General features: G+C 37.1%; 24 protein-coding genes. 8 read left to right on the plus strand and 16 right to left on the minus strand.

All coding sequences use genetic code 11. The features are described from left to right. Positions 1-8 precede the first annotated feature (8 nt). Positions 9-1,217, minus strand: a complete 1,209-nt coding sequence (locus tag G5B37_RS14650) for an RsmB/NOP family class I SAM-dependent RNA methyltransferase (RefSeq protein WP_164680757.1) — start codon at positions 1,215-1,217, stop codon at positions 9-11. Between the two features lie 69 nt (positions 1,218-1,286). Between G5B37_RS14650 and G5B37_RS14655 the strand changes: the two genes are divergently transcribed. After that, complete coding sequence (locus G5B37_RS14655; protein WP_164680758.1) at positions 1,287-2,327, plus strand: WD40/YVTN/BNR-like repeat-containing protein; 1,041 nt, start codon at positions 1,287-1,289, stop codon at positions 2,325-2,327. A 2-nt stretch (positions 2,328-2,329) separates the two neighbouring features. On the opposite strand, the gene G5B37_RS14660 is transcribed toward G5B37_RS14655, so the two are convergent. From G5B37_RS14660 to G5B37_RS14690, 7 genes are all read right to left on the minus strand, one after another. Continuing rightward, positions 2,330-2,767, minus strand: coding sequence for a hypothetical protein (locus tag G5B37_RS14660; RefSeq protein ID WP_164680759.1), 438 nt, complete (start codon positions 2,765-2,767; stop codon positions 2,330-2,332). A gap of 4 nt (positions 2,768-2,771) precedes the next feature. Beyond that, positions 2,772-3,281 carry a hypothetical protein gene (locus tag G5B37_RS14665; protein WP_164680760.1) on the minus strand — a complete coding sequence of 170 codons (510 nt, stop codon included), beginning with the start codon at positions 3,279-3,281 and terminating at the stop codon, positions 2,772-2,774. Positions 3,282-3,298: 17 nt separating this feature from the next. Next, positions 3,299-3,856 (minus strand): RNA polymerase sigma factor, encoded by a 558-nt coding sequence (locus tag G5B37_RS14670; protein WP_164680761.1) that lies wholly within the window; start codon positions 3,854-3,856, stop codon positions 3,299-3,301. Between the two features lie 516 nt (positions 3,857-4,372). Continuing rightward, complete coding sequence (locus tag G5B37_RS14675; RefSeq protein WP_164680762.1) at positions 4,373-6,196, minus strand: ABC transporter ATP-binding protein; 1,824 nt, start codon at positions 6,194-6,196, stop codon at positions 4,373-4,375. Further along, positions 6,197-7,912, minus strand: a complete 1,716-nt coding sequence (locus G5B37_RS14680) for a phospho-sugar mutase (RefSeq protein ID WP_164680763.1) — start codon at positions 7,910-7,912, stop codon at positions 6,197-6,199. Between the two features lie 112 nt (positions 7,913-8,024). Beyond that, positions 8,025-8,978: a glycosyltransferase family 2 protein gene (locus G5B37_RS14685; RefSeq protein WP_164680764.1), complete on the minus strand. Its 954-nt coding sequence runs from the start codon at positions 8,976-8,978 to the stop codon at positions 8,025-8,027. A gap of 12 nt (positions 8,979-8,990) precedes the next feature. Next, on the minus strand, positions 8,991-9,521 hold the full coding sequence (locus G5B37_RS14690; RefSeq protein ID WP_164680765.1) for a DUF4199 domain-containing protein: 531 nt from the start codon (positions 9,519-9,521) through the stop codon (positions 8,991-8,993). A 185-nt stretch (positions 9,522-9,706) separates the two neighbouring features. Between G5B37_RS14690 and G5B37_RS14695 the strand changes: the two genes are divergently transcribed. Together G5B37_RS14695 and G5B37_RS14700 are read left to right on the plus strand one after the other, a co-directional pair. Continuing rightward, positions 9,707-10,021: a type B 50S ribosomal protein L31 gene (locus G5B37_RS14695; RefSeq protein WP_164680766.1), complete on the plus strand. Its 315-nt coding sequence runs from the start codon at positions 9,707-9,709 to the stop codon at positions 10,019-10,021. A gap of 221 nt (positions 10,022-10,242) precedes the next feature. Then, positions 10,243-11,418 (plus strand): GlmU family protein, encoded by a 1,176-nt coding sequence (locus G5B37_RS14700; RefSeq protein WP_164680767.1) that lies wholly within the window; start codon positions 10,243-10,245, stop codon positions 11,416-11,418. A gap of 82 nt (positions 11,419-11,500) precedes the next feature. Here G5B37_RS14700 and G5B37_RS14705 read toward each other — a convergent pair whose 3' ends face one another. The 4 genes from G5B37_RS14705 to G5B37_RS14720 form a co-directional block, all read right to left on the minus strand. Then, on the minus strand, positions 11,501-11,794 hold the full coding sequence (locus G5B37_RS14705; protein ID WP_164680768.1) for a hypothetical protein: 294 nt from the start codon (positions 11,792-11,794) through the stop codon (positions 11,501-11,503). A 359-nt stretch (positions 11,795-12,153) separates the two neighbouring features. Beyond that, positions 12,154-12,570: a DUF3052 family protein gene (locus G5B37_RS14710; RefSeq protein WP_164680769.1), complete on the minus strand. Its 417-nt coding sequence runs from the start codon at positions 12,568-12,570 to the stop codon at positions 12,154-12,156. 10 nt (positions 12,571-12,580) lie between these two features. Further along, a complete protein-coding gene (locus G5B37_RS14715; RefSeq protein WP_164680770.1) occupies positions 12,581-13,219 on the minus strand; it encodes a hypothetical protein in 639 nt (212 codons plus the stop codon). Then, positions 13,219-14,802, minus strand: a complete 1,584-nt coding sequence (locus tag G5B37_RS14720; RefSeq protein WP_164680969.1) for an ABC transporter substrate-binding protein — start codon at positions 14,800-14,802, stop codon at positions 13,219-13,221. The genes G5B37_RS14715 and G5B37_RS14720 overlap by 1 nt, the downstream gene beginning before the upstream one ends. Positions 14,803-15,158: 356 nt before the next feature. On the opposite strand from G5B37_RS14720, the gene mtaB reads away from it, so the two are divergent. Further along, positions 15,159-16,511 (plus strand): tRNA (N(6)-L-threonylcarbamoyladenosine(37)-C(2))-methylthiotransferase MtaB, encoded by a 1,353-nt coding sequence (gene mtaB / locus G5B37_RS14725; protein ID WP_164680771.1) that lies wholly within the window; start codon positions 15,159-15,161, stop codon positions 16,509-16,511. On the opposite strand, the gene G5B37_RS14730 is transcribed toward mtaB, so the two are convergent. After that, positions 16,497-20,192 carry a metallophosphoesterase gene (locus G5B37_RS14730; protein WP_164680772.1) on the minus strand — a complete coding sequence of 1,232 codons (3,696 nt, stop codon included), beginning with the start codon at positions 20,190-20,192 and terminating at the stop codon, positions 16,497-16,499. The two genes, mtaB and G5B37_RS14730, sit on opposite strands and share 15 nt — an antisense overlap. A 137-nt stretch (positions 20,193-20,329) precedes the next feature. After that, the gene (locus tag G5B37_RS14735; protein ID WP_164680773.1) at positions 20,330-20,629 is read right to left on the minus strand and encodes a GNAT family N-acetyltransferase; all 300 of its coding nucleotides are present in this window, start codon (positions 20,627-20,629) and stop codon (positions 20,330-20,332) included. A gap of 339 nt (positions 20,630-20,968) precedes the next feature. Here G5B37_RS14735 and G5B37_RS14740 point away from each other — a divergent pair, with 339 nt between their 5' ends. The 3 genes from G5B37_RS14740 to G5B37_RS14750 all read left to right on the plus strand — a co-directional run bounded on the left by G5B37_RS14740 (position 20,969) and on the right by G5B37_RS14750 (position 23,025). Continuing rightward, positions 20,969-21,631, plus strand: a complete 663-nt coding sequence (locus tag G5B37_RS14740; protein WP_164680774.1) for an alpha/beta hydrolase — start codon at positions 20,969-20,971, stop codon at positions 21,629-21,631. A 62-nt stretch (positions 21,632-21,693) separates the two neighbouring features. After that, positions 21,694-22,629 (plus strand): lytic transglycosylase domain-containing protein, encoded by a 936-nt coding sequence (locus G5B37_RS14745; protein ID WP_164680775.1) that lies wholly within the window; start codon positions 21,694-21,696, stop codon positions 22,627-22,629. Positions 22,630-22,653: 24 nt separating this feature from the next. Next, positions 22,654-23,025 (plus strand): sulfite exporter TauE/SafE family protein, encoded by a 372-nt coding sequence (locus G5B37_RS14750; protein WP_164680776.1) that lies wholly within the window; start codon positions 22,654-22,656, stop codon positions 23,023-23,025. A 41-nt stretch (positions 23,026-23,066) separates the two neighbouring features. On the opposite strand, the gene G5B37_RS14755 is transcribed toward G5B37_RS14750, so the two are convergent. Both G5B37_RS14755 and G5B37_RS14760 read right to left on the minus strand, forming a co-directional pair. Further along, on the minus strand, positions 23,067-23,804 hold the full coding sequence (locus G5B37_RS14755) for a TlpA family protein disulfide reductase (protein WP_164680777.1): 738 nt from the start codon (positions 23,802-23,804) through the stop codon (positions 23,067-23,069). 144 nt (positions 23,805-23,948) lie between these two features. Continuing rightward, positions 23,949-24,524, minus strand: coding sequence for a tetratricopeptide repeat protein (locus G5B37_RS14760; RefSeq protein ID WP_164680778.1), 576 nt, complete (start codon positions 24,522-24,524; stop codon positions 23,949-23,951). A 222-nt stretch (positions 24,525-24,746) separates the two neighbouring features. Here G5B37_RS14760 and rpmH point away from each other — a divergent pair, with 222 nt between their 5' ends. Then, positions 24,747-24,908, plus strand: a complete 162-nt coding sequence (gene rpmH, locus G5B37_RS14765) for a 50S ribosomal protein L34 (RefSeq protein ID WP_164680779.1) — start codon at positions 24,747-24,749, stop codon at positions 24,906-24,908. Positions 24,909-24,991: the final 83 nt, after the last annotated feature.

Genomic DNA, 24,991 nt, shown 5'->3' on the forward strand with positions numbered 1-24,991 from the left:
TTTTTATGTTATTTTTTCTGAAGTAGGGCGATGTAAAATCCGTCAAATCCAGATTTGTGAGCGTAGATGTTTTCTTCTGAGACTAAACTGAAATCGGCGCCAGCTTCACGAGCTAAAAAACCTTTTACTTGTTCGCCGTTTTCTGAAGGTAACACAGAACAGGTAGCATAGACAAGCTGCCCACCTTCTTTAACCATCCTTGAGTATGAGTCTAATAACTCTCGTTGTGTATCCTGAATGTTTTGTATAAATTCTGGCTGGATTTTCCACTTTGTATCGGGATTTCGTTTAAGAACGCCCAAACCTGAACAAGGTGCATCTATCAACACCTTATCTGCCTTGCCAACCATTTTCTTTATGGCCTTGGTAGATTCTATAAGTCGTGTTTCTATATTATGAATACCATTTCTACGGGCTCTACGCTTTAGTTCGTTTAATTTGTTTTGGTAGATGTCCATAGATACTACCTGCCCTTTGTTTTCCATTAACGATGCAATATGTAACGATTTACCACCAGCACCAGCACAAGCATCTACAATACGCATTCCTGGTTTTGGGTCTAGCACCGCGGCAACACGTTGCGAAGAGGCATCTTGCACTTCAAACCAACCTTTTTGAAAAGCATCTGAGGTAAATACGTTAGCACGCTCTTTTAGCTGAAGCGCATACGGATATCCATTAAGTGTGCTCGTTTCTATATCAAGATCGAATAAGGCATTCTGTAGTTCTTTTACAGTGGCTTTTAACGGATTAGCTCTCAGTACAACTGAGGCTTGCTGATTAAGCGCGGCAATTTCTTTATCCCAAAGCTTACCTAGTTCTTTTTCACCTAGCTTATCTAGCCAGTCTGGAATAGATTCTCGCAGGGCACGTGTTTTAATTGCTTCATCAAAACGCCCTTTAATTCGGCGTGTTGGTGTTTCTTCAAATTGTGGCCAATCGGGTATTTTTATTCCTTGCAAGGTTGCCCAAACGGTGAACAAACGAAAAAGATTAGGTCTGCTGTAAGGCATCTTCACTTCAGCAATTTCAGCATACAAACGTTTCCAACGTACAATGTCGTAGGTAGTTTCAGCAATAAAACTACGGTCTCGAGACCCCCATCGTTTATCGCGTTTTAATGTATTTCGTAAGACCTTGTCTGCCTGCTTATTTTCATTGAAGATATCGTTTAGGGAATCTATGGTGGCAAAGACTAGGTTTCTATGTAATTTCATGGTGTGTAAATTGGGGGCAAAGGTACTACAATCCCTTCATTTTGATTACTTTTGAGAAAACAATTTACAATGCGATTTTTCATAGTTCTATTGGCGTTGCCATTCCTTTTTTCTTGTTCTTCGGAAACATCAAATACTTTTACAGAGGTACAAATTGAACGCTTTTTTACAGATAGTTTAAGCATACGAGCCATCACGCCAGTAGATGAAAATGCTGTGTGGTTTGCAGCTAATAATGGGAGGGTTGGACTTATAGACGCAAAGACGCCTAAGCTGGCGACCATACATTATGAGGATTCAATTTTGGCGTTTCGCTCTATAGCTAAAATAGACAAAGCCGTATTTGTTTTGAGTATTGCAAATCCCGCTGTTTTGTATAAAATTGGTGTCGAAAATCGAGAAGCAACTAAAATTGAAGAGGTTTATGTAGAACATGGGGAAACTGTATTTTACGATGCAATGGCATTCTGGAACAACCAAGAGGGTATAGCAATGGGAGACCCAGTTGGAGGCTGCTTATCGATAATTCTTACTCGAGACAGCGGAGAAACATGGAAAAAAATCCCTTGTGATAAGTTGCCAAAGACAGAAAAAGGAGAGGCTGCGTTTGCAGCAAGTAATTCAAATATTGCCTTGTATAATGATCATGTTTGGACTGTGTCTGGTGGAAAACGAGCTCGTATATTTCATTCGGCCGACAAAGGAGAAAATTGGAACGTTTATGAAACACCTATTATTCAAGGGAAAGCAATGACAGGAATTTATAGTGTAGATTTCTTTGATGAAAAAACAGGTGTTATTTTTGGGGGAAACTGGGATGACCAAGCTTTTAATGAAGGCAATAAAGCGATTACAAGAGATGGCGGTAAAACATGGAAACTACTAAGCAACGGTGAAGGCCCTGGATATAGGTCGTCTGTGCGTTTTGTGCCAGGTACTAACGGGCATGGCCTTGTTGCTGTGGGTTCCCCTGGGATTTCGTACAGTGCAGATCAAGGAGTGAGCTGGAATGATTTATCTACAGAAGGTTTTTATGCTATCGAGTTTGTTAACGACACAGTGGCGTTTGCAAGTGGCAGAAATAAAATTTCTAAACTTGTTTTTAAATAGATTTAATCCTTATTGCGTCTGTTTTTAAAGCGGTCTAAGAGCTTTCGCTTAAAGTCTTCTTCGGCTTTTCGTAATAAAATTATCTTTTTTGGGGGTAACTTTCCTTTTAAGTTAGCAACTAAGTCGCTATAAACCTGTAATTCTTGTTGTTTTAGCTTAATACTCTTGTCGATTAGTGCGTTCGCTTCTGCATCAGAAAGAGTTTCGAAATCACTTCTAATCTTTTCCATAATTTCTTTACGTTCTGTTTTACGCAAGGCTCGCATTTTTTCTTCAGAAGCATTGTAAATAGGCCAAAAGGCGGTTGCTTCTTCAGAAGTTAACTCAAGCTGCTCGGTAATATGTGCGACTTTATAAGCCTTTATTTTTTCATGACGATCAGGTTGCGCAATCATTGTTGTTGTCGCCACGAAGAGGAGTAAAAAAAGTATATTTTTCATATCGTTATTCTAGGTATAATGAGGGATCATCGATATTGTTTAATAGATAATCTGTAAGGTTTTCTGTTGAAATATCTTCGGAAGGCACGGCTAACGCACTTACATCTTCATCTTGCAATAACAGCGCAATTTCTTGTTCCGAAAAATCTAAATTTCCTTCGTCTATATACGAAGCTATGGTTTCTGTATTTACATCGTTTAATGTTATCGATGTTTCCGAAGAAAAGTTTATGATACTCACTATGAATGCAACACAGGCGGCTACAGAAGCAGAAACAATAAAAATACGAGACTTATACAACGGAATTACCTTAGCATCTGTTTCTTCAGAAATAGCGGGAATTTGCGCAACCAATTTCTCTTCAACTCGATTGAAATAGTTCTCAGGAACTTTAAAACCGGCCTCTTTTGGAAGCGTATCTTCTAAAACTGAATTAAGAATACGTTCTTCCAAATCGTCAAAATAGTGATCTGGTGTTGTAAAGCCTGTCGTATATTTTTTTTCTTGTTTCATTTTATAGTTAGACACATTTAGTGTAGTATAGTTTCATTTTCAGTTAGATAGGCAGTAACTTTTTTTACTGCAATATGGTAGGTGCTTTTTAATCCGCCCACCGAGGTATCTAATATTTCAGACAATGCTTCGTAGGTGTGGTCTTCAAAATACTTCATATTAAAAACCAGTTGTTGCTTGTGTGGCAAGGTTGCAATCGCCTTTTGCAATTGTAACTGTATTGCTTTTCCTTCAAAATATACGTCACTTTCTAAATTACTAATGGCGTGCTCCTGAACTTCTTCTACGGTTGTGTTCTTTAGTTTTGCCCGTTTCTTCATAAAGGTAATAGCCTCGTTAGTTGCGATTCTGTACAACCATGTGTACAATTTGCTGTCTCCTTTAAACGTATCGATGTTCTTAAAAACCTTTATAAATGTATTCTGAAGTACATCATCTGCATCGTCATGATTTATAACCATCTTCCTAATATGCCAATACAAGCGTTCCTTATATTGGGATATCAATAATCTGAACGCGCGATCACGTTCGGTATTATTCTGCAATAAGGTAACAAGTTCTTGTTCTTGAACCACAGGTTTGTTTTGTTTAAAGATATGACTTATAAACTCAAATAAGGTTTAATAGGAAAAGCATAAAACATCGTTAAATCGATAAAAAGCATGAATTATCGATAAAATACATGATTTTTTTGTTTTGTAGGAAAAAAAGCCTACATTTACGTCATACTTCTTATGTATAGTTCGCTATTATTAGCCCCAACTGTAATACGAACGCAATAAAGACGGGTCTTAGCGGGGGCTGACCCGTTTTTTTTTATGCCAAAAAATTAAAAAGTAGGTTTGTAGGAATTGAAATTATAAAATCGAAATAAAATCGATTAAATGCATTATATATACGATTAAATGCAAATTTTATTTGGATAATTCAAATTTGCGTGTATCTTTACATCAAGAAAATAATACTTATGTAATTGAATGCTATGTGCCCCAAATATGGCATTCAAAAGTTAAAAAGAGAGCGGAGCCCCAACCGCTCTTTTTTTGTGCTTTAATTTTGCTGAAATTTTAGATGAATTCGTTTTGGTTATTTTACGCAAAAGATTGCATCTCTACAAGACTAAAATACACTCCCTTTTGTGCCAATAAATCCTGATGCTTGCCCTGCTCTACAATTTCTCCTTTGCTCAATACCACAATGGTATCTGCATTCTGTATGGTAGATAGCCTGTGTGCAATAACCACCGAAGTACGATGTTGCATCATTTTTTCTAGTGCATCTTGTACCAAACGTTCACTTTCTGTATCTAAAGCTGAGGTAGCTTCGTCTAAAATCATGATTGGCGGATTCTTTAATACGGCACGTGCAATGCTAATTCGCTGTTTTTGCCCGCCACTCAATTTATTACCGCTATCACCTACGTTGGTATCGATGCCTTTGGGTAGGGTTGCTACAAACTCCCATGCATTTGCAATTTTTAGAGCTTCAATAATTTCTGTATCGGTTGCTTCGGGTTTTGCTACTAGTAAGTTTCCTATTACGGTGTCATTAAAGAGTATAGAGTCTTGAGTTACTAATCCTAATAAATCTCTTAATGACTTTTGCGTGATGTCTTTTATATTCTGCCCATCTATGTTAATAGTTCCTTCATTTACATCGTAGAAACGTGTAATTAAATTGGCTATGGTACTTTTTCCGCTTCCGCTCTGTCCTACTAGTGCAACGGTATGGCCTTTGGGAACATGTAAGGTGAAGTTCTTAAGCACATAATCATCTTCATACTTAAACGAGATATTGGTAAGCGACAGCTCACTTTCAAAACCTTCTTTTATTTGGGCGTTAGGTTTGTCTTTAATAGCGCTTTCGGTTTCTAATATTTCCAAGACACGTTCTGCAGCCGCATTTCCTTTCTTTACGCTATAGCTAGCTTTACTAATTGCTTTTGCGGGTGTTAATATTTGATATGCCAATGCCATGTAAACAATAAACATTTCTGCGGGTAACGTTCCTTCAACAAGTACCATGTGCCCACCATACCATAATAATACAGCTATGGTTACAATACCTAAAAATTCGCTCGTTGGCGATGCAAGGTTTTGTCTATTTAACAAGGTATTCGAGAATTTAAACAATCGGGTTGTAGAGTCTTTAAAACGATTGTAAAAAATATTTTCAGCATTAAACCCTTTTATAATTTTAAGTCCGCCCAAGGTTTCATCTAATATAGACAAGAAAAACCCTTGTTCGCGCTGTACACGTTCAGACTGTGCTTTCAGGCTTTTCCCAATCCATGAAATAATAAGGCCAGAAATTGGTATGAAGATGAATACGAAGATGGTTAGCTTCACGCTAATTAGTAGCATTGCGATAATGGCAAAAAGAATGGTGAGCGGTTCGCGTACAATAAGTTCTAATAGTGAAAGAAACGAGTGTTGAATTTCATGAACATCGGTAGTAATTCTAGCAATAGTATCGCCTTTACGCTTTTCAGAATAAAACGAAACGGGTAAGTCTACTGTTTTTTTATACAGATCGTTGCGCAGGTCTTTTAAAACGCCATTTCGCAGAAAGGTTATAAAGAACATTGCCAAATACCCAAACAAATTCTTAAGAAGAAACATGGCAATAACTAATATAACCATAAACAAAAGTGCTTCTTCAGGGCCGTTGCTGGCTTTTTCGGTTACAAAGTAATTGAGGTAATTTTCAGCATAGTCTTTTGCGTTCGCAATACCTGTCCATTCTGGTTCAACCTGTAGCTGTTTGGTTTTATCAAATAACACACTAAGCATCGGAAACAGCGAGACCATGGCAAGGGTTCCGAAGAGTGCATAAAAGACGTTAGATATTATGTTGAGCCACGCATACGTTTTGTACGGCAGTGCATAGCGCATTATTTTTTTAAAGTAGTTCATTTATGAGACAGCCAAATGCTGTTGTATTTTTTCTATTTTTTGTTGCAGGACTGAGTCTGCGTTTTCTGTTTCTGGAGCAGCATAAACGCTCATGTAAAACTTAATTTTAGGCTCTGTGCCACTGGGTCTTGCTGCAATTTTACTGCCATCTTCGGTATAGTATATGAGTACGTTAGAGGTGGGAATATCTAATGTGTTAGTTGTGTTGTTTTGTATGTTTTTTACTGTACTACTGGCATAATCTTCTATCTTCACCACTGCACTTCCTGCAATTTCGGTAAACGGATTTTCACGTAATTGTTTCATCATGGTTGCAATCTCTTCTGCTCCTTTCTTTCCTTTTTTTACTACGGAAATGAGCGCCTCTTTATAGGTTCCGTAGGTTGCAAACAAATCTGAAAGATATGTATATAATGTACCTCCCTTTTCTTTTTGTTGTGCGGCCATTTCGCAGGCGAGTAACGTTGCTGTAACAGCGTCTTTATCTCTAACAAAATCGCCTACCATATAGCCGAAACTTTCTTCGCCGCCACCAACAAATTCTAGCTCTGGAAAGTCTTTTACCATCTTGGCAATCCATTTAAATCCGGTAAGCCCTTCTTTATAACCAATGTTGAAATCGTCTGCAATTGTCTTTACCATAGGTGTAGACACTATAGTAGACGCAACAAATTGATTTTGGTTGAGTTTTTCGTTGCTTTTCCATTTGGTTAAGAGAAAGTGCGTCATTAAAACCATGGCTTGATTGCCGTTGAGAATGGTCATTTTTCCAGTGTCATTCCTTACGGCAATGCCTAATCTGTCGCAATCAGGATCGGTGCCAATAACAATGTCTGCACCTTGTTTTTCTGCCAATGCTAGTGCCATAGCTAATGCTTCTGGCTCTTCTGGGTTAGGCGATGCTACCGTAGGAAAGTCGCCATCTGGCATGGCTTGTTCTTCTACAATAGAAACTTGTGTGTATCCGGCCATTTCAAGCACTTTCGGAATCATAGTAATTGAAGTGCCATGGAGGGAAGTGAACACAATTTTTAAATTTTCCTTAGCTGAAGCGATCGTATTAAAACTTCCGTTTTGTGCTGAAGCCTTTGCAAATGCCTCATCTACTACGGTATCAATACTTTTAATGAGTTGTTGGTTGCCTTCAAACAAAATCTCCTCGTAAGGGAGGCTGTTTATTTCCGCAATAATTTCTGCATCTTGAGGAGGCACTAATTGCCCACCATCTTCCCAATATACTTTATAACCGTTGTACTCTGGTGGGTTGTGTGAGGCGGTAAGAACAATTCCGCATTGGCAGTTAAGGTGTTTAACGGCAAACGACAATTCTGGCGTAGGCCTTAGGTCTGAAAATAGATAGACCTGAATATTATTTGCTGCAAAAACCTGCGCAACAACTTGCGCCAATTCTTTGCTGTTATGCCTGCAGTCATAGGCAATAGCTACTTTGGGTTGTTTGTTAGGGAATTGCTTGTGCAGGTAGTTTGAAATGCCCTGGGTATTCTTGCCGAGGGTGTATTTGTTAATTCTGTTATCCCCAACACCCATAATACCGCGCATACCACCTGTTCCAAATTCTAAACTCTTATAAAAACTATCTTCTAGCCCTTCTGGGTCGAAGGCGATAAGCTCTTTGATGGTTTCTTGGGTTGTAGTGTCAAAAAAGGGGGTAAGCCATTTGTTAACACGTTCTAAAATCTTGGGGTCTACGTACATTATTTATAATCTAATACTGTTTATGCGATGTGCAAAAGTACGGAAATTGATTGTGGTCTTCTGCACAATCTTGAAAGCATAACTGCAAAATGAGAAGTTCTGTATACTGCGTTTATGCATTGGTGTTTAGTTGTTCCTTGATGATGTAGTTGGTGCTATCTTTTTTATTTCTAAGAATAAGTTCACCAATAAAGCCTGCTAAAAACAACTGACTTCCTAAAATCATTGCAGTTAGGGTAATATAAAACTCGGGACGTTCGGTAATAAGTCGACCTGTTGTATTTATAAAAAGTTTGTCAATTCCTAAATACAATGCAAAGCAGAAACCTACAAAGAGCATTATAGCTCCCCAAGCGCCAAATAAGTGCATGGGACGCTTTCCGAAGCGAGAAAGAAACCAAATTGTAATAAGGTCTAAGAATCCTCTTACAAAGCGTTCGGCACCAAACTTAGTAGTTCCGTATTTCCTAGCTTGATGTTGTACAACTTTTTCACCAATCTTGCTAAAGCCTGCATTCTTAGCCAAAACGGGAATGTAACGATGCATGTCTCCGGTCACTTCAATAGTTTTCACTACATCGTTACGGTATGCCTTAAGGCCACAATTAAAATCGTTTAGTTGCACCCCAGATGTTTTCCGCGCAGCGAAATTAAAAAGTTTGGAAGGTAAATTTTTCGCTACCACAGAGTCGAAACGTTTTTTCTTCCAGCCAGAGACCAAGTCATAATCACCTTGGGTAATCATGTTGTAAAGCTCTGGAATTTCTTCCGGATTGTCTTGTAAATCGGCGTCCATGGTAATTACCACATCTCCAGTTGCCATGGCGAAACCTGCGTGTAATGCTTGCGACTTTCCGAAATTCTTTAAAAAACGTATAGCCTTTACTTCAGGATGTTCTTTAGAGAGGGTGTCGATTAATTTCCACGAACCGTCTGTACTACCGTCGTCTATAAAGATGATTTCATATAAAAAACCATTGGACTGCATGGTATTTGCAATCCAATGGTATAGTTCTGTAAGTGATTCTTCTTCGTTAAGAAGGGGAATGACAATAGATAGGTTCATTCAGCAAAAATACTAAATATGTGCGGGTCTGTTTACTTTCATTACTAAACCTGTGATAAGAGAGATAATAAAGCCAAAGAAAAGGGTCATTATTATTGAAATAGCAGAAATAATTCCTGGACTCATCATAGTTTCAGATATACCCATAGCCATATCAATTTGATCTTGTGTCATGTTTGGGTTTTGCTCAAGCATGTTGTCTTCGGTAACGGCTAGCATATTAGTCATAAAGTCTGGCTCTATAACAGTCATGAATAAAAGATTGAATATAACGCCAAATATTGCGGCAATGAGTGAAATAGCAAGGCCAACTTTAATTGCTTCACCTAGACTTAAAAATCCAGAATTATCGGCTTTAAAAGATTTTATTCCGTATATAATACAAAGAATCATAATACCGAACCCAATGGCTCCTTGCCACCACGGTTGTTCATAGGTAAGGTCCATTACGTATACAATTACGCTAAGCATAACCGTTAGTAACCCTAGAATTGCACCGTAGGGTAGTGCTACTTTTTTTACTGAAGCTTTTTGATATTCCATGTGATCGTTGTTTTTGGTTTCTAGGTTAGTATTCAAAGGTACATAAATGTTACAGAAAGGGTATAAATAGCTACATTTGCTAAAATATTTCTATTTCAGTAAAAAATTAAAATATTTATATTGCAAACTTTGGAAATATCCTTACATTTGCACTCTCAAAATTGGAGAAGTAAAATTACAAGACGATGAAAAAAGACATACATCCAGAGAATTATAGAGTAGTAGCATTTAAAGACATGTCTAACGACGAAGTGTTTTTAACAAAGTCTACTGCAGAGACTAAAGAAATGTTAGAGGTTGATGGTGTTGAGTACCCATTAGTGAAAATGGAAATCTCTAGAACTTCTCACCCTTTCTATACTGGGAAGTCTAAGCTTCTTGATACTGCAGGACGTATCGATAAGTTTAAGAACAAGTACGCTAAATTCAAGAAGCCAGTGGTGAAAGAAGAAGCTGTACAGGAAGAAACAAAAAAAGAAGAAGTTAAAGACGCCGAATAGTTTTTTACTTTCTTAGTATATATAGTGAAGCCTTCGAGAAATCGAAGGCTTTTTGTTTGTTCTTACCACTCCAAAAATTCTAAAATTTATTCAGGAAGCATTAAATGTTCTTTTTGTTGGTTATTTTTGAATGAAACCATCACCTTTGGTTATTACGTGATCTAAATGGTGTTTTTTGAAATGTAAGATTACATAACAATTTGTTCTAATTGTATTGACCTATGAATTATATTCTTTTTGATGGCAGTGTTCGCAGCCAATTACTTCCTTTTACCTTTACGCGCCCCGTCGCAGATATTCGAGTAGGAATTCTCACCTTACGTGAAAAATGGGAGCGACATTTAGGCTTTACCACTACCACGGTAACCGAAGATTATTTGTCTGAAAAATGGCCTATGGTCGAGCTAGAGCAGAATGTATTTATTAATGCTTCTTTTATTCCTTCGGAAAATTTAGTGAATCTCATAAAAGGGCTTTCCGAAAACCAAGCTGTTTTTTATAAAGACGAACCCATTGCTTTTTTTACAACAGAAGGTCAAGTAGTAGATTTTGATGCCTACAACATTACTGAATACAGCAATGAAGATGTCTTTCAGATTGAGCATACATGGGACCTGTTTTCTAAAAACCACGAAGCTATTGCCCGCGACTATGCTTTGATTACCAATGGAAGAACATCACAGCCTATTCCTGAGAAAACAGTCGCCTTTAATGAATCAAATATCTTTATTGAAGAAGGAGCCAAATTACCTTACTGTTCGCTTAATGCCACCGAAGGTCCTATTTATATTGGTGAAAATTCCGAAATCATGGAAGGTGCTGTAATTAGAGGTCCCTTTGCACTTTGCGAAGGAGCTACCATTAAAATGAACGCAAAAATTTATACCGGCTGTACAGTTGGGCCGCATAGTAAAGTTGGAGGAGAACTCAATAACTCTGTAATCATGGGGTATTCTAATAAAGGTCACGATGGTTTCTTGGGTAATGCAGTAATAGGAGAATGGTGTAACCTAGGCGCAGATACCAACAACAGTAACTTAAAAAATAACTATGCAGAAGTACGCCTATGGGATTACGAAACCGAAGGGTTTGCAAAAACTGGTCTTCAATTTTGTGGCCTAATGATGGGTGATCATAGCAAATGTGGTATCAATACCATGTTTAATACGGGTACCGTGGTTGGCGTAAGTGCTAATATCTTTGGAAGTGGTTTCCCGCGTAATTTTATTCCTAGTTTTAGTTGGGGTGGTAATGGTGGTATGACTACGTACAAAACCAACAAGGCCTTTGAGGTTGCCAAAATTGTCATGGCCCGTCGCGGTGTAGATTTTACTGAAGACGATGCTAAGATTTTAGAACATGTCTTTGAGGCAACTGCACAGTGGAGAAGGGGGTAGTTGTAGTTTCTTATATGTAGCATACAAACTGCTTCTTCTAGCTTCTTACAAAACAAACAGTAGAAATTTGAAATTGAGGTTATTAAAGCTGTCCAGCAATTATATAACCTAAAAGATAAATTAGACCAATGGCAGCAGGAACCGAAATCGCAATAAGTACCATTGTTTTTCTAGATTCTGCACGCTTTTCTTTTGCTAGTTTTTCTTTGAAAGCAGTAAACTCTGTTGGGCTCATTTTTGTGTGATCTTCTAATTTTCCGTAAGTAACAGACCCGTACGATTTAGAATCGCGATAATTAGCTTTTCGTCTCGCTAATTGAGCGTTATTAGCCTTAATGCTAGCGAGCATAGCCGCTACCGAACCTCCAAATCCCATACGCAGTTGTTTTTATTTATTTTATATACTCTAGAAAATTGTAGACCAAAACCAAGGTCACAATTACTGATAGCAGCACTAACACTATATTTTTAATAGTACTTCTTGTGTTTTTCTGCTGAAGTCTTTTTTTGAAAGAAGAAAACTCTGTCGGACTCATTTTCTTATGGTCTACTAGCGTTTTATACAGTTTAGTGTGATAAGACATCTTTTGTTGAAAAGATGCTTTTCTCCTTTCCTTGCGGGCGTCGTTTGTCTTTTTTGCGATTACAGCAGCAATATATCCAACAAACGCCATACAATTGTTTAATAATTGTACGTGAATTTAGACGGAAAGGTTACAAAATAGGCTGATTATTTTACCTGTCTTGCAAGCGATATACAAATTTATGACCGCTCCATTGTTCATCTATGGCTGCAACTTTTGTATCTACGAGACCTAGGTTTTGGCCAAATTTCATAATTGAAAACTTATCTAACTCTGTAGCGATTCCTGAAGTTTTTTTGGGCCAACTAAGCCAAAGCATGCCCTCTCTCTTGAGCCTAGGCATCACTTCGGAAACATAAGTTTGTAAGTCGGCTTGCGTCTTTACAAAAACATGAATAAAATCTACATCTTCAGAAGTGCTGCGTACTGGGGCCATTATAACATTTGGCGGAAATTCACGAAAAAAGCTGAGATAAGATTTAGGCGAATTTACAGCCAACATAGTGGTGCCCTCTTTTATGCCAAGTTTTTTAGCCAAAGGTGTTCCAGAATAGCCAGCTGTTGTCATGATGCAGCGATTAATTTTCTAATTCAATGTTGGTTATAAACTCTTTTCCATAGTACAATTTTAACATTGGTGTTTTCTGATTAGTAATCACCACAAATTGCATGTCGGCTCTAAAATTAGGTTTCTGAGATGGACTGTAATAAATTACCGAGATTACCTCACCACTTACTAAGTTGTAGTACCTAACGGGGACTTCAATATTTGTATATCCCTCAAAATTATTCGCTTTAAAACTATCGAATAGGTTAGGGTCATGAGGTGGTAAGAATTTGTATTGTTTCCCTCTTTTGTTAAGCACCTCTTTTTTTAAATGCGTTCTTCCTAAATCACGATGAGAGAATAGCGATGGTCCTTTTTTATATCCAAAATAAGTGGCTATACGGTACCGAAATTTATTTTCTGTGTCCACTAGGCTGAAAGCATTTATGTCTACAGGTTGTTTAAACAGTGCCTTAAGATCGCAACGAACCAAAATTCTAACCAGATGGTCATTCTTTTTCATTTTCATACTGCTGTGCAAATACGAATTAGAAATTTCCTTTGTTTTCTTAAATTCTATTTCTAAACTATCTTTTATAAGTACAGTTTGGCAACGTATATTCTGAAAGGTAACTACACAAAGTATAATAAGTAGTAAAGCTCTAGACATTAGTTCGTTTTTTTTACGCGTTTTAAAAACAAGAAATTTTGCGGATTGATACCCAAGCCAGAAACATTTTTCTGCACGAATCTAACCGCCATGTCGTAATATAAAGGAACAACAGGCGCATCTTGTATTATAAGACTGTCCATTTTGGTGTAAAGCAATTTACGATCGTCTATTGAAGATATGTTTTGAGCTGTAATATAAAGGCTGTCAAAAAGTTCATTCTTATAGTGAGTATAATTTGGGCCGTTAGGAGTAAAATTCTCACTGTAAAACAAAGAAAGATAATTTTCGGCATCTGGATAATCTGCAATCCAACTGGCTCTAAATATATCTAGTTCACCACTACTTTTCTTTTGGCGTAATGTTGAGGGAGGCATTACATCTATAGTTACGGCAATCCCTATTTTTTCAAGCTCCCGCTGAATGTATTCGCAAACATCTAAGTATTGACTGTTGGTGCCTATGGTTATTTGCGGATTTGTATTTCCACTTTCAGTTTTATAGGCTTCAATGAGTTGACGGGCTTTCTCGGGTTGGTAGCTATAGCCTTCAATTGCATTATAGCCAGGTAGGCCTTTAGGGATAAAACCATGTATGGCAGGAATGCCCATGCCATTGCGTAAATATTTCACCATTTTCACTCTGTCAAAACCATAATTTACAGCTTGCCGTAGTAATTTACTTTGAACTTCAGAAGTATTGGTAGGCATAAAAAACCCTAAGTACTCTGTGTTTAAGTAAGGTGTGGTATTTAAGTTTACTGTGGCTTCATATTTTGGTTGCAATTCACCAGTGGTGGTAATAATTTCGTCTTTGTACGAATTATCTAAGCCGCTCATAAAATCAATCTTTCCTTGTGCAAATTGAAGAAATTCACTTTGCTTATCTGGTAGAAAAGTAATTGCCACGGCCTCCAAGTAAGGAAGCTTTTTTCCTTGAGCATCGACTTCAAAATAATGCGGATTTTTTCTAAAAACCAATTTTACATTTTCTTCCCATAGTTTAAACTGAAAAGGACCTGTGCCCACAGGATTCCTTCTAAATTTACTACCATAAAAATCTATAGCCTCTTTAGGAACTACAGAACAGTATCGCATAGACAGCAGTCCTAAAAATGCAGGGAAGGGCTGTTTTAATTGGACTACAAAGGTGGTGTCATTTTCGGCATAAAAACGTTCTACATTTTGAAGCACCCAACTACCTGGCGAAGCTACTTTAGGGTCTATGAGTCTCTTAAAGCTATAGGTGAAATCTGTAGCAGTAACAGCTCTTGTAGAATCATTTCCGAAGACTCCATTTCTATGAAAAAATACATCGTCTCGCAAGGTAAATGTATAGGTTAGTGTAGTGTCGTTTATAACCCATGATTTGGCAATGTCGGGTTGTACATTTAGAGAATCGTCTAATTGAACCAGCCCATTGTATAGCTGATTTGTAGGCCAAATAGTTTGCGGATTTCTTGCAAATGCCGGGTCTAAAGAGGCAATATTGCTGTGTTCGTTGTATCTAAAAACTAAGTGATCGTTAGAGCCATCATTATTGTTTGTGCAGGATGCCAAGAAAAGCACTAGAGCTACTCCTATAAATAAGAGTAGGTAGTATTTGTTTGTAGGGTGCTGGGTTCTAGAGCTGGGATGCTGTATGTTTAATGCCAGATAAGATTGTGAATTACTCTGTTTCAAATGGTTCAATTTATTTACGGCAGACAAGAACAACTTCGGCTAAAGTATGGGTTGTTTCTCCCCAATTAATTGTCTTCTTCCAATAATCATCTACTCAAGTTAGAGAGTTATAAAGTTGTATTGCTGTTCTTTCAAAAGTAATACATTTATGCAATAAACAAGGCGTTAAACGTTTCGCTTCTTGCTTTCAACTCTGCGCATACACTACTTTCGATTAGTATAGAAATTGCTACCTTTGCCCTCAATTTTAGTTATTGATGTCTACACACAAAAAAGTCGCATACTACACGCTTGGCTGTAAACTGAATTTCAGTGAAACAGCTACTATCGCCAGAAATTTTGAGGACGAAGGATTTTCACGTGTTGACTTTTCAGAAAAGGCAGATATTTATGTTATCAATACCTGTAGTGTTACAGAAAATGCCGACAAGCGCTTTAAAAGTATTGTAAAGAAGGCTCAAAAGAGTAATCCTGAAGCTTTTGTGGCTGCGGTGGGTTGTTATGCGCAACTAAAACCACAAGAATTGGCAGATGTTAATGGGGTAGATTTGGTGTTGGGTGCTACAGAAAAGTTTAAGATTACCTCTTATATTAACGACTTATTAGCTAGCCCCGATCGCAGCACATCGGCGCAAATACATTCTTGTGAAATTGAAGATGCAGATTTTTACGTAGGGTCGTATAGTGTGGGTGATAGAACCAGGGCTTTTTTAAAAGTACAGGACGGCTGTGATTATAAATGTACGTACTGTACGATTCCATTAGCACGTGGTATTTCTAGGAGCGATACTCTTGAGAATGTTTTAAAAAATGCTGCGGAAATTTCCGAACAAAACATAAAAGAGATTGTTTTAACAGGCGTAAATATTGGTGATTACGGTAAAGGAGAATTTGGAAACAAAAAACATGAACATACCTTTTTAGAGCTATGCGAAGCTTTGGACGATGTGCAAGGTGTAGAACGTCTTCGTATTTCTTCTATTGAACCAAATTTGTTAAAAAATGAGACCATAGATTTTGTATCTAAATCTAGAACCTTTGTACCTCATTTTCATATACCACTGCAAAGTGGTAGTAACGCTTTGTTGAAATTAATGCGTCGTCGCTATATGCGCGAATTGTATGTAGATCGCGTGAATAAAATTAAAACGGTAATGCCGCATGCTTGTATTGGCGTAGACGTAATTGTTGGATTTCCGGGTGAAACGGAAGAACGGTTTTTAGAAACCTATCATTTCTTGAACGAATTAGACATCTCATATTTACATGTTTTTACCTATTCTGAAAGGGATAATACTCCGGCAGCGACTATGGATGGGGTTGTGCCTAAAAATGTTCGTGCAAAACGCAGTAAAATGCTTCGGGGACTTTCGGCTAAAAAACGACGCGCTTTTTACGAAGGACAAATAGGTACAAAGCGAACCATTTTATTTGAAGGTGAAAACAAGTTGGGGTACATTCACGGATTTACCGAAAATTATGTAAAAGTAAAAGCCCCGTGGAATCCGGAGCTTGTAAATACTATGCATGAAGTTACGTTAACGGAAATAGATGAAGACGGACTTGTACGATTTCAGTATGTACAAGAACCGATTTTAGTTGGTCAATAAAAATCCTACCTGAATTATTGCGTCTTCTTCCGAAACAAAATACCCTGCCTTTAATGCCAATGAATTAAGTCCGCTTAGCCAAATACCACCTCCATACGATGTATGCAGCGTGTCTGAGGTATCTACATCACTCCAAACCCTTCCGTAGTCAAAACCACCAAACATTCCAAAGGTAATAGGAACTACAGATGTAGTAATTCGTGCCAATCTTAGTTTTAAGTCGCTCGTATGATAAAAGGAAGTTTCGCCTGTAAAACGCTCATTTCTATATCCGCGTAGGCCATTATTGCCACCAATAGAATTTGCATGGTAGAAGAAATAATCATCTCCAATATTGGTTCTAACAGCTGCAGACGAGCCCAAAACTAGACTACCCGACGGTACTAAACCTTCTTCAAAACCAACCTTTAGTCCAGCGTATGCAAACGCATTGTTGCTTAATTCGAGATTACTTTTATACCCAACTACGGCCTCGAAATGGCGTGCTTTTGTTGGAAAATCCATTGCATTTTGGTTGCGATACTTAACACTAGCCTCACCACCTACATAATTTTGCATGTCGAATACATTGGGGTTCACAGCTAAATTACTTGGTGTAAAAAGTCTGTCTGGCGAATCTTGCACCTCAAAACTTTCAAATAACGCTTTAAATTTTAGTGTTTTAAATGCGATACCAACATCGGCTTTAATTTGCTGGGTTCTAGCTCTATTATAGTCTCTTTCAACCGCATCATCATCGTAATTAGAATCATTTCCGAAGCCAAAGAAATTGTTAGAAAAAGAATCACTCGTAAAGTATCCTCCTACTTCTAGGTTCCATTGTGGAAAGATGTTTACAAATGTTCCTTCGTATTCTAATTCTATTGCTTCAAAGTTAAAATAATAGTTGGCTGAAAGGAAGTGTTTGTATCGAAAAGGATTACCATTAAAACCATAATTTGTATAGGTGTCTTTAGCTCCTAGAAAAAGTCCGTCGTCTGTTTGAAATCCAATGTTTGGTAAAATTACATGGTTGTTTTCTTTGAAGTAGCGCCAGTGATAGGTATTGGTTTCAAACTGGTTTGTAAATTGGTGTGCTGGTTTTTTCTCATCAAACTCAGTTTCTTCGTATTTCCAATCGTATACCTTTAGTTGGCGACGATTTTCAATAGTAAACTTATCTTTTCCGAAGCCTCCAATTAACCGTACTTTAATAGGGTTATTACCATCTCCAGTAACTGTAAACTCATCGTCATCATTAAGTCCGTAGATCCAAATTTCTTTTGTTTCTTCTTTGTTAAATATACGTTCAAAAATTACAGGGTCTTTTTCGTTCTTTTTTGCACGCTTGATGGTAACCTTGGTTTGTCCATCTTGCAATCTGATTACTTCAATCTTGTCGTCTTTATCGGTACCATGTACGGCAACTGTTCTATTGAGATAAGTAGCGTACCTGTTGGCGTACTCATCTAATTTTTTCAATCTAGATTTAAGACTTTGCTTTAGTTTTTCAGATGTTTCGTCTTGCACTTCAGAAGGAAGTCGTTGCCATGCAGCATCTATGTCACTTTCTGAAAGATTCTCTTGAATATACTTTGCTTCTTCCAACCAAGCCGCTTTTCCGTAGGCAGTAAGAAAGGCACGATCTAAATTGTTTCCTTCGCCGTTATACCACTTAACATCACGAATTTCATCTTGGTACGACTGCCAGAATCGGGTATCGGGCAAAAACATTTTGATGATTGGCATCATGAGTCCATCAAACTTTGAGAAGGCTGCATCTCTGTCTCGAGGTATAGGAATGAATCTTGTGTCATCATCGTTAATCTCATATTGAGCAAAACGCCACTGGTCTTGATGCCTATCCCAGTCTCCAATAAGCATATCGAAGAGACGAGCTCGTATCCATGCTTTCTGGTCTACTGTATATTTTTCGTCCTCACGTAATTTTTCTAGCACATCTGTGGTACTTTCAAAATCTACGATAGATCCGCCACCAGGATTAGCGCGATTATAACCTGAGTAATTGTTGTGACCGTCGTTTGGACGTTCTTCTAGCCAATAAAGGGCATTTCCGTAGTTAGTGCCCAAAGGGTCTAAATTTGGCTGCTTTGGGATATAAGCAAGCTGAATATTTGCGTGATTTATGTTAACCTTCGCTGCCATGGGGTCTATGACTAGCATCATGTACGGATGTGTGGTGGTAAAAAAGTCGTAAACCACAGTTTCTGCAAAAGTTCCTCGATATTCGTCTGGTTCGAAGGTGATTCCCTTTACTTTAAACTTCAAAAATTTGAAAGCATCTTTTTCCAGTCCGCGTATAGCGTATTCTGCACCGTTGGAGTCTTTCAATTTTGCAGAAAACGTCTGATGTCCTCCTCCTGCTTCTTGAACCGTTAAACCGCCTTTGTATTTTGTTAGGTCAACATTAGGAGCTGTTACTGGTATGCCGTAATAAGATCTAAAACGTTTTCCCCATAAAAAATTATAAAAACCAGATTTATCTAATTTACTTTTATCATCAACAACGGCCTTTTGTATTGTTTTGTTTGTAAATGAAGGTTGAGAAGTTTCTGGCGTATTGTCTACTAAAGGAGCGGTCATGGCAAAGGTTTTTTCACCGCCTTCGGTTACAAAAGAGACTGTTGAACTACCATCTTCATAATACTTAATGATCGAAAATCCTTCTTTACCGTACGTATATTGACCTTCGTATGTTAGTTGCCCTCCCATAGTGGTGAGTCTTCCTTTGCTGAGGTTGGTTTTAGCCGCGCTACCTATAGATCCACTTATTATTTGATGTATTTTATTTTTTGAAGTGAGATACTGAAGGCTCTTCTCATGTCCAGAGATAATGGTAACCCTATCTAATTCTTGTACCAATGAAGAAACTTGAATGGAAAGATCTTGATATCTTCTAAAAAAGACCTTTTTTGTATTAAATCCGCCAAAATAATTGTTAGCATACATACCGTTGCTAAATACAGGATGATGCATTACAATAACTAAGTTTTTACCCCTAGCATCTTTAATCATGCCTTCTAATTCTTCAATGAAAACTCTACGGCTTTTAATTTGCGTACATTTTTCATTCATGCCATTTACGCGATCCCAATTACTAATATACCATTGAGAGTCTATTAAAATCATATCGATATCTTCTGATACTTCGCGATATTCTAGCGGACAAACATTATTGGGTTCTACTACAACTCTTTTAAGCTTTTGGTCTTTAATATAGTCTTCTACCCATTCAATTTGTTCTGTTTTTTTTGAACTCCATTCTGCATCGCCAGGGGTGAAGTAGGTTTTTCCTTTGAAATTCTTAGCGATGGAAAGTTGTTTTTCTAACAAAGCTTTGTTTAGGGCTTCATTTTCGAAATTTTCTGAAGTATAATCGCCTACAAATAAGAGTGTACTTTGTTTATTAGACTCCCCGAGTTGTTCTTGCAGTTTGTTTAAAATTTGTTGATTAGTTGTACTATTGGTTGTACCTAACCCACCGGCTACGTAGAAGGTGTGCACAGGTGTTTTTTTGTTGTTAGTGATACTGTTGGCACTAGATGAGAGCTGCTCTTTATAGGTAGTACATGCAGAGAATGCACACACTAAAATTAAGAACGATGAATATGTGAGGAATGTTTTAAAGGTACTTTTAGGCATATATGTATTGTTTATCTGAGATAAAAGTACTGTTTGCATTGTATACAGAAAAGATTTTAGCAATACTTTCACGATTCGATTTAGATAGAATAGCTTGAGTTTGTCCAAATAAAAAGCTCTTAAATCACCACAAAAGAGAATGTTTAAGAGCCATTATAATATAATTGTAACCTCTACTAGATGCTTATGCCAACTGGTAAAAGTGCTTTGTATTTTCTTCTGTTTTTACGCATAAAGCCTGCGATTTCCGGACTTGTAGGTACTAAGCTAATACCTCTGTCTTTAACTTCTTCAAAGACCGCTCTTATAAAGATGTCTCTAAAGCCTTGATCTTCCATGTCTTCGGGCATTTCGTATTTTGTAAGAAAGATTTTTCGGTCTTGCAAAGCATACTCAATGCGCGCCATGTTATCACCTACTTCCAATTCAAATTGGCGGAGAAATTCGTTGTCATTAATTTCTACATCTTCAATCATAATACTGGGATTTTTAATTGTTTTCAATGGCACTTAATCTAAATAACTTAACGTTGTTTGTAAAACTATAATAGTTGTTTATACAACGTTGCGAGGGTTAATTTTATTTAATAGATCTACAGTTGTTTTTCAGGTTGACGCAATTATATTCAACTTTTAGGGATATACGTCAATTGAATAAATTAGGATTGATTACATATGTACTACGCATGGATGTGGTATAATTTATACAGTTAAATATTTAAAAAATGCCCCAAGGTAGATACGGTTACTTCCTATCTTTGCATTACAAAGTTACGTAAAAATTGGTACTTATACCTTGCATTGGTATGTCCTATTATGAATCAAGACATTATACACATTTATTTTGTTCCTGGGCTCGCTGCTGGAAAGGAGATTTTTAAAAATATTAGGCTCCCCGAAGAACGGTTCAGGATGCATATTATAGAATGGTTAATACCTAACAGGCATGAGCCAATGGTAGTTTATGCTAAACGTATGGCTGCACAAGTGAAGCATAACAATGCTGTGTTAGTTGGTGTAAGTTTTGGAGGGGTAGTAGTACAAGAAATGGCGCTTCACCTTGATCTGCAAAAAGTAATTATTATTTCTAGCGTTAAAGCACGCAAAGAGCTACCAAGACGTTTAAGGATTGCGAGAACAACAAGGGCTTATAAGCTTATTCCTACGCAACTAGTACTTAGTTCAAGCGACCTTACGAAGTTTGCAGTAGGTCCACGTTCAAAAAAGCGACTTCAGTTGTATCAGGAGTTTTTGCATGTGCGCGATAAAAGATACCTAGACTGGGCCATAAAGAACATGGTGTGTTGGCGTAGGCGACAACCAGATAAAGATGTGGTTCATATTCACGGAAATGGAGACATAATCTTTCCTATTAAAAACATCGAAAACTGCATGGTTATAGATGGAGGTACTCATATTATGCTGTTAAATAAAGGCAGTAAGGTTTCAGAAAAAATTATCGAAGTGCTAGCTACATAAAAGAGTCTTAAATTCTTGATACCAGCAGTAAGTTTAGCTATCTTTATTGAAAATTTAAAGCAATGAGTATTCTTTCAAAAATTGGCCTTTTGGCATTTGTAGTATTGGTGAGCGGTTTGTGTGTTAATGCTGTACAAGAGCCAGAAACAACAGACGAATCTGTTCAAAAACGGTTGGTAAACGATTATAATGTTTACGCACTTCCACTACCTGATAACATGAATTTTGCAGGAGAGCCTGTGCCATTACATGAGCCAGATATTCGAGAACGAATGGATCGCGAGTTGTTAGTAAATACCTATTGGCAATCTAACGGGCTTTTAATTTTTAAGCGTGCAAATAAATACTTTCCAATTATTGAACCTTTGTTAGAGAAGTACGGGCTGCCAGATGATTTTAAATACTTGGCTGTTGCCGAAAGTGGATTAGAAAACAATAGTTCTCCAGCAGGTGCTTCTGGGTTTTGGCATTTTATGAAAGGTACGGGACGTGAATACGGTTTAGAAATTAATGAGTATGTTGATGAACGATACGACCTTGAAAAGGCGACTAAAGTAGCAGCAGAATATTTAAAGAAATCTAAAGAAAGATTTGGCAGTTGGACATTGGCTGCAGCGGCGTATAATGCAGGAAATGGTGGGGTGAATAAGCAAATAACTCGCCAAAAAGCAGATAATGATTATTACGATATTCTTTTAAACTCTGAAACGAGTAGATACGTTTTCCGAATTTTAGCCTTTAAGGAAATTCTTAGTAATCCGGAGAAATACGGATTTAATTTTAGACAACAGGATTTATACCAACCAATACCAACATATACCGTAAAAGTGGATACTGCGGTGACAGATTTTGCCGATTTTGCAAAAAAGTTTGATATTAATTATAAAATACTGAAATTGCACAACCCTTGGTTGCGAGATAATTATTTAAAGAATGCTTCTGGGAAAGAGTACTTTATTCAAATACCTGAAAAAGGATATTACAATACTGGGCAATAACCAAAACTAATCAAATTGAAATTCATGAATCTTACTCTCATATTGTCGTTAATAATTATAGGTCTTTTGGCTGGTATTTTAAGTGGATTTATGGGTGTTGGTGGAGGTGTGGTTATGATTCCGTTGATGTTGCTTTTTTTGGGTTACGATCAACACCAAGCACAAGGATTAAGTTTGGCAGTTCTAGCCGTTCCTGTAACTTTTGTGGCAGCATATACCTATCATACAGGGGGACATCCTATTAATTGGAAGTATGCATTAATAATTGCTGCTTGTTTTGTAATTGGGGGGTATATAGGCTCTAAATTCGCTGTACGGATAGATCAGGGCGTACTTAAAAAGATTTTTGCCACAATTTTGGTGATAGCTGCTATAAAGCTTTTCTTCGGAAAGTAATAGTAAAACGTAAGCGGTTACTAGTATTATAGCTAGGAAGTCTAATTTTTATCTACTCCTATAACTTCTAGACTTGTTTCTATAGTCACCGTGCGGTGTAATAGTTGCACTCCTGCATAGAAAGCTGTATAGTTATCATCGAAAGATGTCTGGTAGTCGGTATGGTAGGGATGAATTACTGTTCTACGAATATCGATAATTTTCTTATTTTCATCAAGTAAATAACAAGTTGGAAGCCCTAGGGTGTGTTTCATATCTTTTACAATATCTACACTTTTATTTTCTAGTTCATCTACGTAGATAACTTGTATGTTGCTACTAAAGTCTTTAGATGCTTTTCTAGCATTCTTTTTTGTGTCCCAATAAAGAACTACAAAGTCTATGTTTTTGCCGTATGTATGTGCAATTTCGTTTAGTGCTGGTATGGTGCCAGATCCAGGTGTACACCAAGAAGCGGTACTAAGCAGTATCATTGGCTTTTTGAAATCGTTAAACTCAATCTGCTTTCCAGAACGTTTTTTTACTTTAAAATTGTCTAAATATGTGTTTAAGATAACGTGCGTTACAAGGGAGTCGTATAAGAAATCTGCACGTACATAATCTTGGTCATGATAGGCCAATTGCGATTGTTTTACATACTTATTGATATTCTTTGTAATCTCTTGAGAGAACATTGGTTTAACAAGTGTATCTTTAGAAGTCACAGGAGCATTCAACGTGTCTTGAGAAAACGCTGAAAAAGAAATTAAGAATGTAAGAAGAAGTAATTTTCTACTCATATCATCTATTTACACTTATTAGTCTTGCAAAGGTAGAAAAGGTTGGCAATGAGCCACTTACTTTTAGATGAAAGGTACAAAAAATTCGATAAAGAGGTGAGAAATTATACGATAATTCTTACGTGTAAGAAAAAGTTGTAGCTATTATCGACGACTTCGTCTTCCAGCTCTAGCACTTTGTTGACCAAATTGTTGCCTTGGCATTGATGCGCGCTTCATTTGTTGCTTCATCATCTTAATTTGTTCATCCATCATATTGTGTTTGTCTAACTTCTTGGCTTCTGCAAGTAAAATCTCAGCTTCACGTTTTCTACCTTTAGTCATTGCAACACCTGCAAGATTTAATTTTGCCATAGCAAGATCTGCATCCATACTAAGCCCTAACTCGATAGCTTTCTTGAAATATTTTTCGGCTTCATTCATATTGGTTTGTGATACCATTAAGCCATTCAGATAATTATAATAACCCTCTTGTTTTCTAACAAGCGAAGCTTTAGGGTTCTTAATCCTATCCAGCCATTTCTTAGCACCTTCAAAGTCTTGCTTTCTTAACCTTAAAAAAGCTAATAGGATGATTTCATTTTTAAAATATAGGAAGAAAAATATAAGGGAAAGCAAAACATACATAATGCCATTTCCAATATTTCCTTCAGTAAATTGCCATACACTTAGGCCTAAAACACCAACACCTAGAATTAATTTTATATTTTTATTGAACATGTATTTTTTATTTTAAGGGCTACAAAGGTAACTATTTCTTGGAAGATGGCTTGTAAATCGCCTATTTGAAAGCATCTTATTGTCATTTTTTTTAATTGAAAAATCTTTTTAATTATTTTCATTTTTACATTTGTCTAGCATAAAAAAGATTGTATATTTGCACCCGACTTTTAACACAGGTCTAATTAATTTAATTTTTCAGAAGAATTAACCCTAGTTACAATGAGCAAGAGAACATTTCAGCCATCAAAGAGAAAAAGAAGAAATAAGCACGGTTTTAGAGAGCGTATGGCTTCTGTAAACGGACGCAAGGTATTGGCTGCCCGTAGAGCAAAGGGTAGAAAAAAGATATCTGTTTCTTCTGAACCACGTCACAAAAAATAATGTTGATAAGTCATACATAAAAAGGGTGTTGTTTTTTAACAACACCCTTTTTTTATACCCATACGCATAGTAATTTTACAGCA

Source organism: Rasiella rasia (assembly GCF_011044175.1).
In the GTDB taxonomy this organism is placed as follows: domain Bacteria; phylum Bacteroidota; class Bacteroidia; order Flavobacteriales; family Flavobacteriaceae; genus Marinirhabdus; species Marinirhabdus rasia.

Bases quoted from the DNA above. Each gene is read 5' to 3' on its own strand.
- G5B37_RS14650 (WP_164680757.1), bottom strand. From the start codon at position 1,217: ATGAAATTACATAGAAACCTAGTCTTTGCCACCATAGATTCCCTAAAC.
- G5B37_RS14655 (WP_164680758.1), top strand. From the start codon at position 1,287: ATGCGATTTTTCATAGTTCTATTGGCGTTGCCATTCCTTTTTTCTTGT.
- G5B37_RS14660 (WP_164680759.1), bottom strand. From the start codon at position 2,767: ATGAAAAATATACTTTTTTTACTCCTCTTCGTGGCGACAACAACAATG.
- G5B37_RS14665 (WP_164680760.1), bottom strand. From the start codon at position 3,281: ATGAAACAAGAAAAAAAATATACGACAGGCTTTACAACACCAGATCAC.
- G5B37_RS14675 (WP_164680762.1), bottom strand. From the start codon at position 6,196: ATGAACTACTTTAAAAAAATAATGCGCTATGCACTGCCGTACAAAACG.
- G5B37_RS14680 (WP_164680763.1), bottom strand. From the start codon at position 7,912: ATGTACGTAGACCCCAAGATTTTAGAACGTGTTAACAAATGGCTTACC.
- G5B37_RS14685 (WP_164680764.1), bottom strand. From the start codon at position 8,978: ATGAACCTATCTATTGTCATTCCCCTTCTTAACGAAGAAGAATCACTT.
- G5B37_RS14690 (WP_164680765.1), bottom strand. From the start codon at position 9,521: ATGGAATATCAAAAAGCTTCAGTAAAAAAAGTAGCACTACCCTACGGT.
- G5B37_RS14695 (WP_164680766.1), top strand. From the start codon at position 9,707: ATGAAAAAAGACATACATCCAGAGAATTATAGAGTAGTAGCATTTAAA.
- G5B37_RS14700 (WP_164680767.1), top strand. From the start codon at position 10,243: ATGAATTATATTCTTTTTGATGGCAGTGTTCGCAGCCAATTACTTCCT.
- G5B37_RS14705 (WP_164680768.1), bottom strand. From the start codon at position 11,794: ATGGGATTTGGAGGTTCGGTAGCGGCTATGCTCGCTAGCATTAAGGCT.
- G5B37_RS14710 (WP_164680769.1), bottom strand. From the start codon at position 12,570: ATGACAACAGCTGGCTATTCTGGAACACCTTTGGCTAAAAAACTTGGC.
- G5B37_RS14715 (WP_164680770.1), bottom strand. From the start codon at position 13,219: ATGTCTAGAGCTTTACTACTTATTATACTTTGTGTAGTTACCTTTCAG.
- mtaB (WP_164680771.1), top strand. From the start codon at position 15,159: ATGTCTACACACAAAAAAGTCGCATACTACACGCTTGGCTGTAAACTG.
- G5B37_RS14730 (WP_164680772.1), bottom strand. From the start codon at position 20,192: ATGCAAACAGTACTTTTATCTCAGATAAACAATACATATATGCCTAAA.
- G5B37_RS14735 (WP_164680773.1), bottom strand. From the start codon at position 20,629: ATGATTGAAGATGTAGAAATTAATGACAACGAATTTCTCCGCCAATTT.
- G5B37_RS14740 (WP_164680774.1), top strand. From the start codon at position 20,969: ATGAATCAAGACATTATACACATTTATTTTGTTCCTGGGCTCGCTGCT.
- G5B37_RS14745 (WP_164680775.1), top strand. From the start codon at position 21,694: ATGAGTATTCTTTCAAAAATTGGCCTTTTGGCATTTGTAGTATTGGTG.
- G5B37_RS14750 (WP_164680776.1), top strand. From the start codon at position 22,654: ATGAATCTTACTCTCATATTGTCGTTAATAATTATAGGTCTTTTGGCT.
- G5B37_RS14755 (WP_164680777.1), bottom strand. From the start codon at position 23,804: ATGAGTAGAAAATTACTTCTTCTTACATTCTTAATTTCTTTTTCAGCG.
- G5B37_RS14760 (WP_164680778.1), bottom strand. From the start codon at position 24,524: ATGTTCAATAAAAATATAAAATTAATTCTAGGTGTTGGTGTTTTAGGC.
- rpmH (WP_164680779.1), top strand. From the start codon at position 24,747: ATGAGCAAGAGAACATTTCAGCCATCAAAGAGAAAAAGAAGAAATAAG.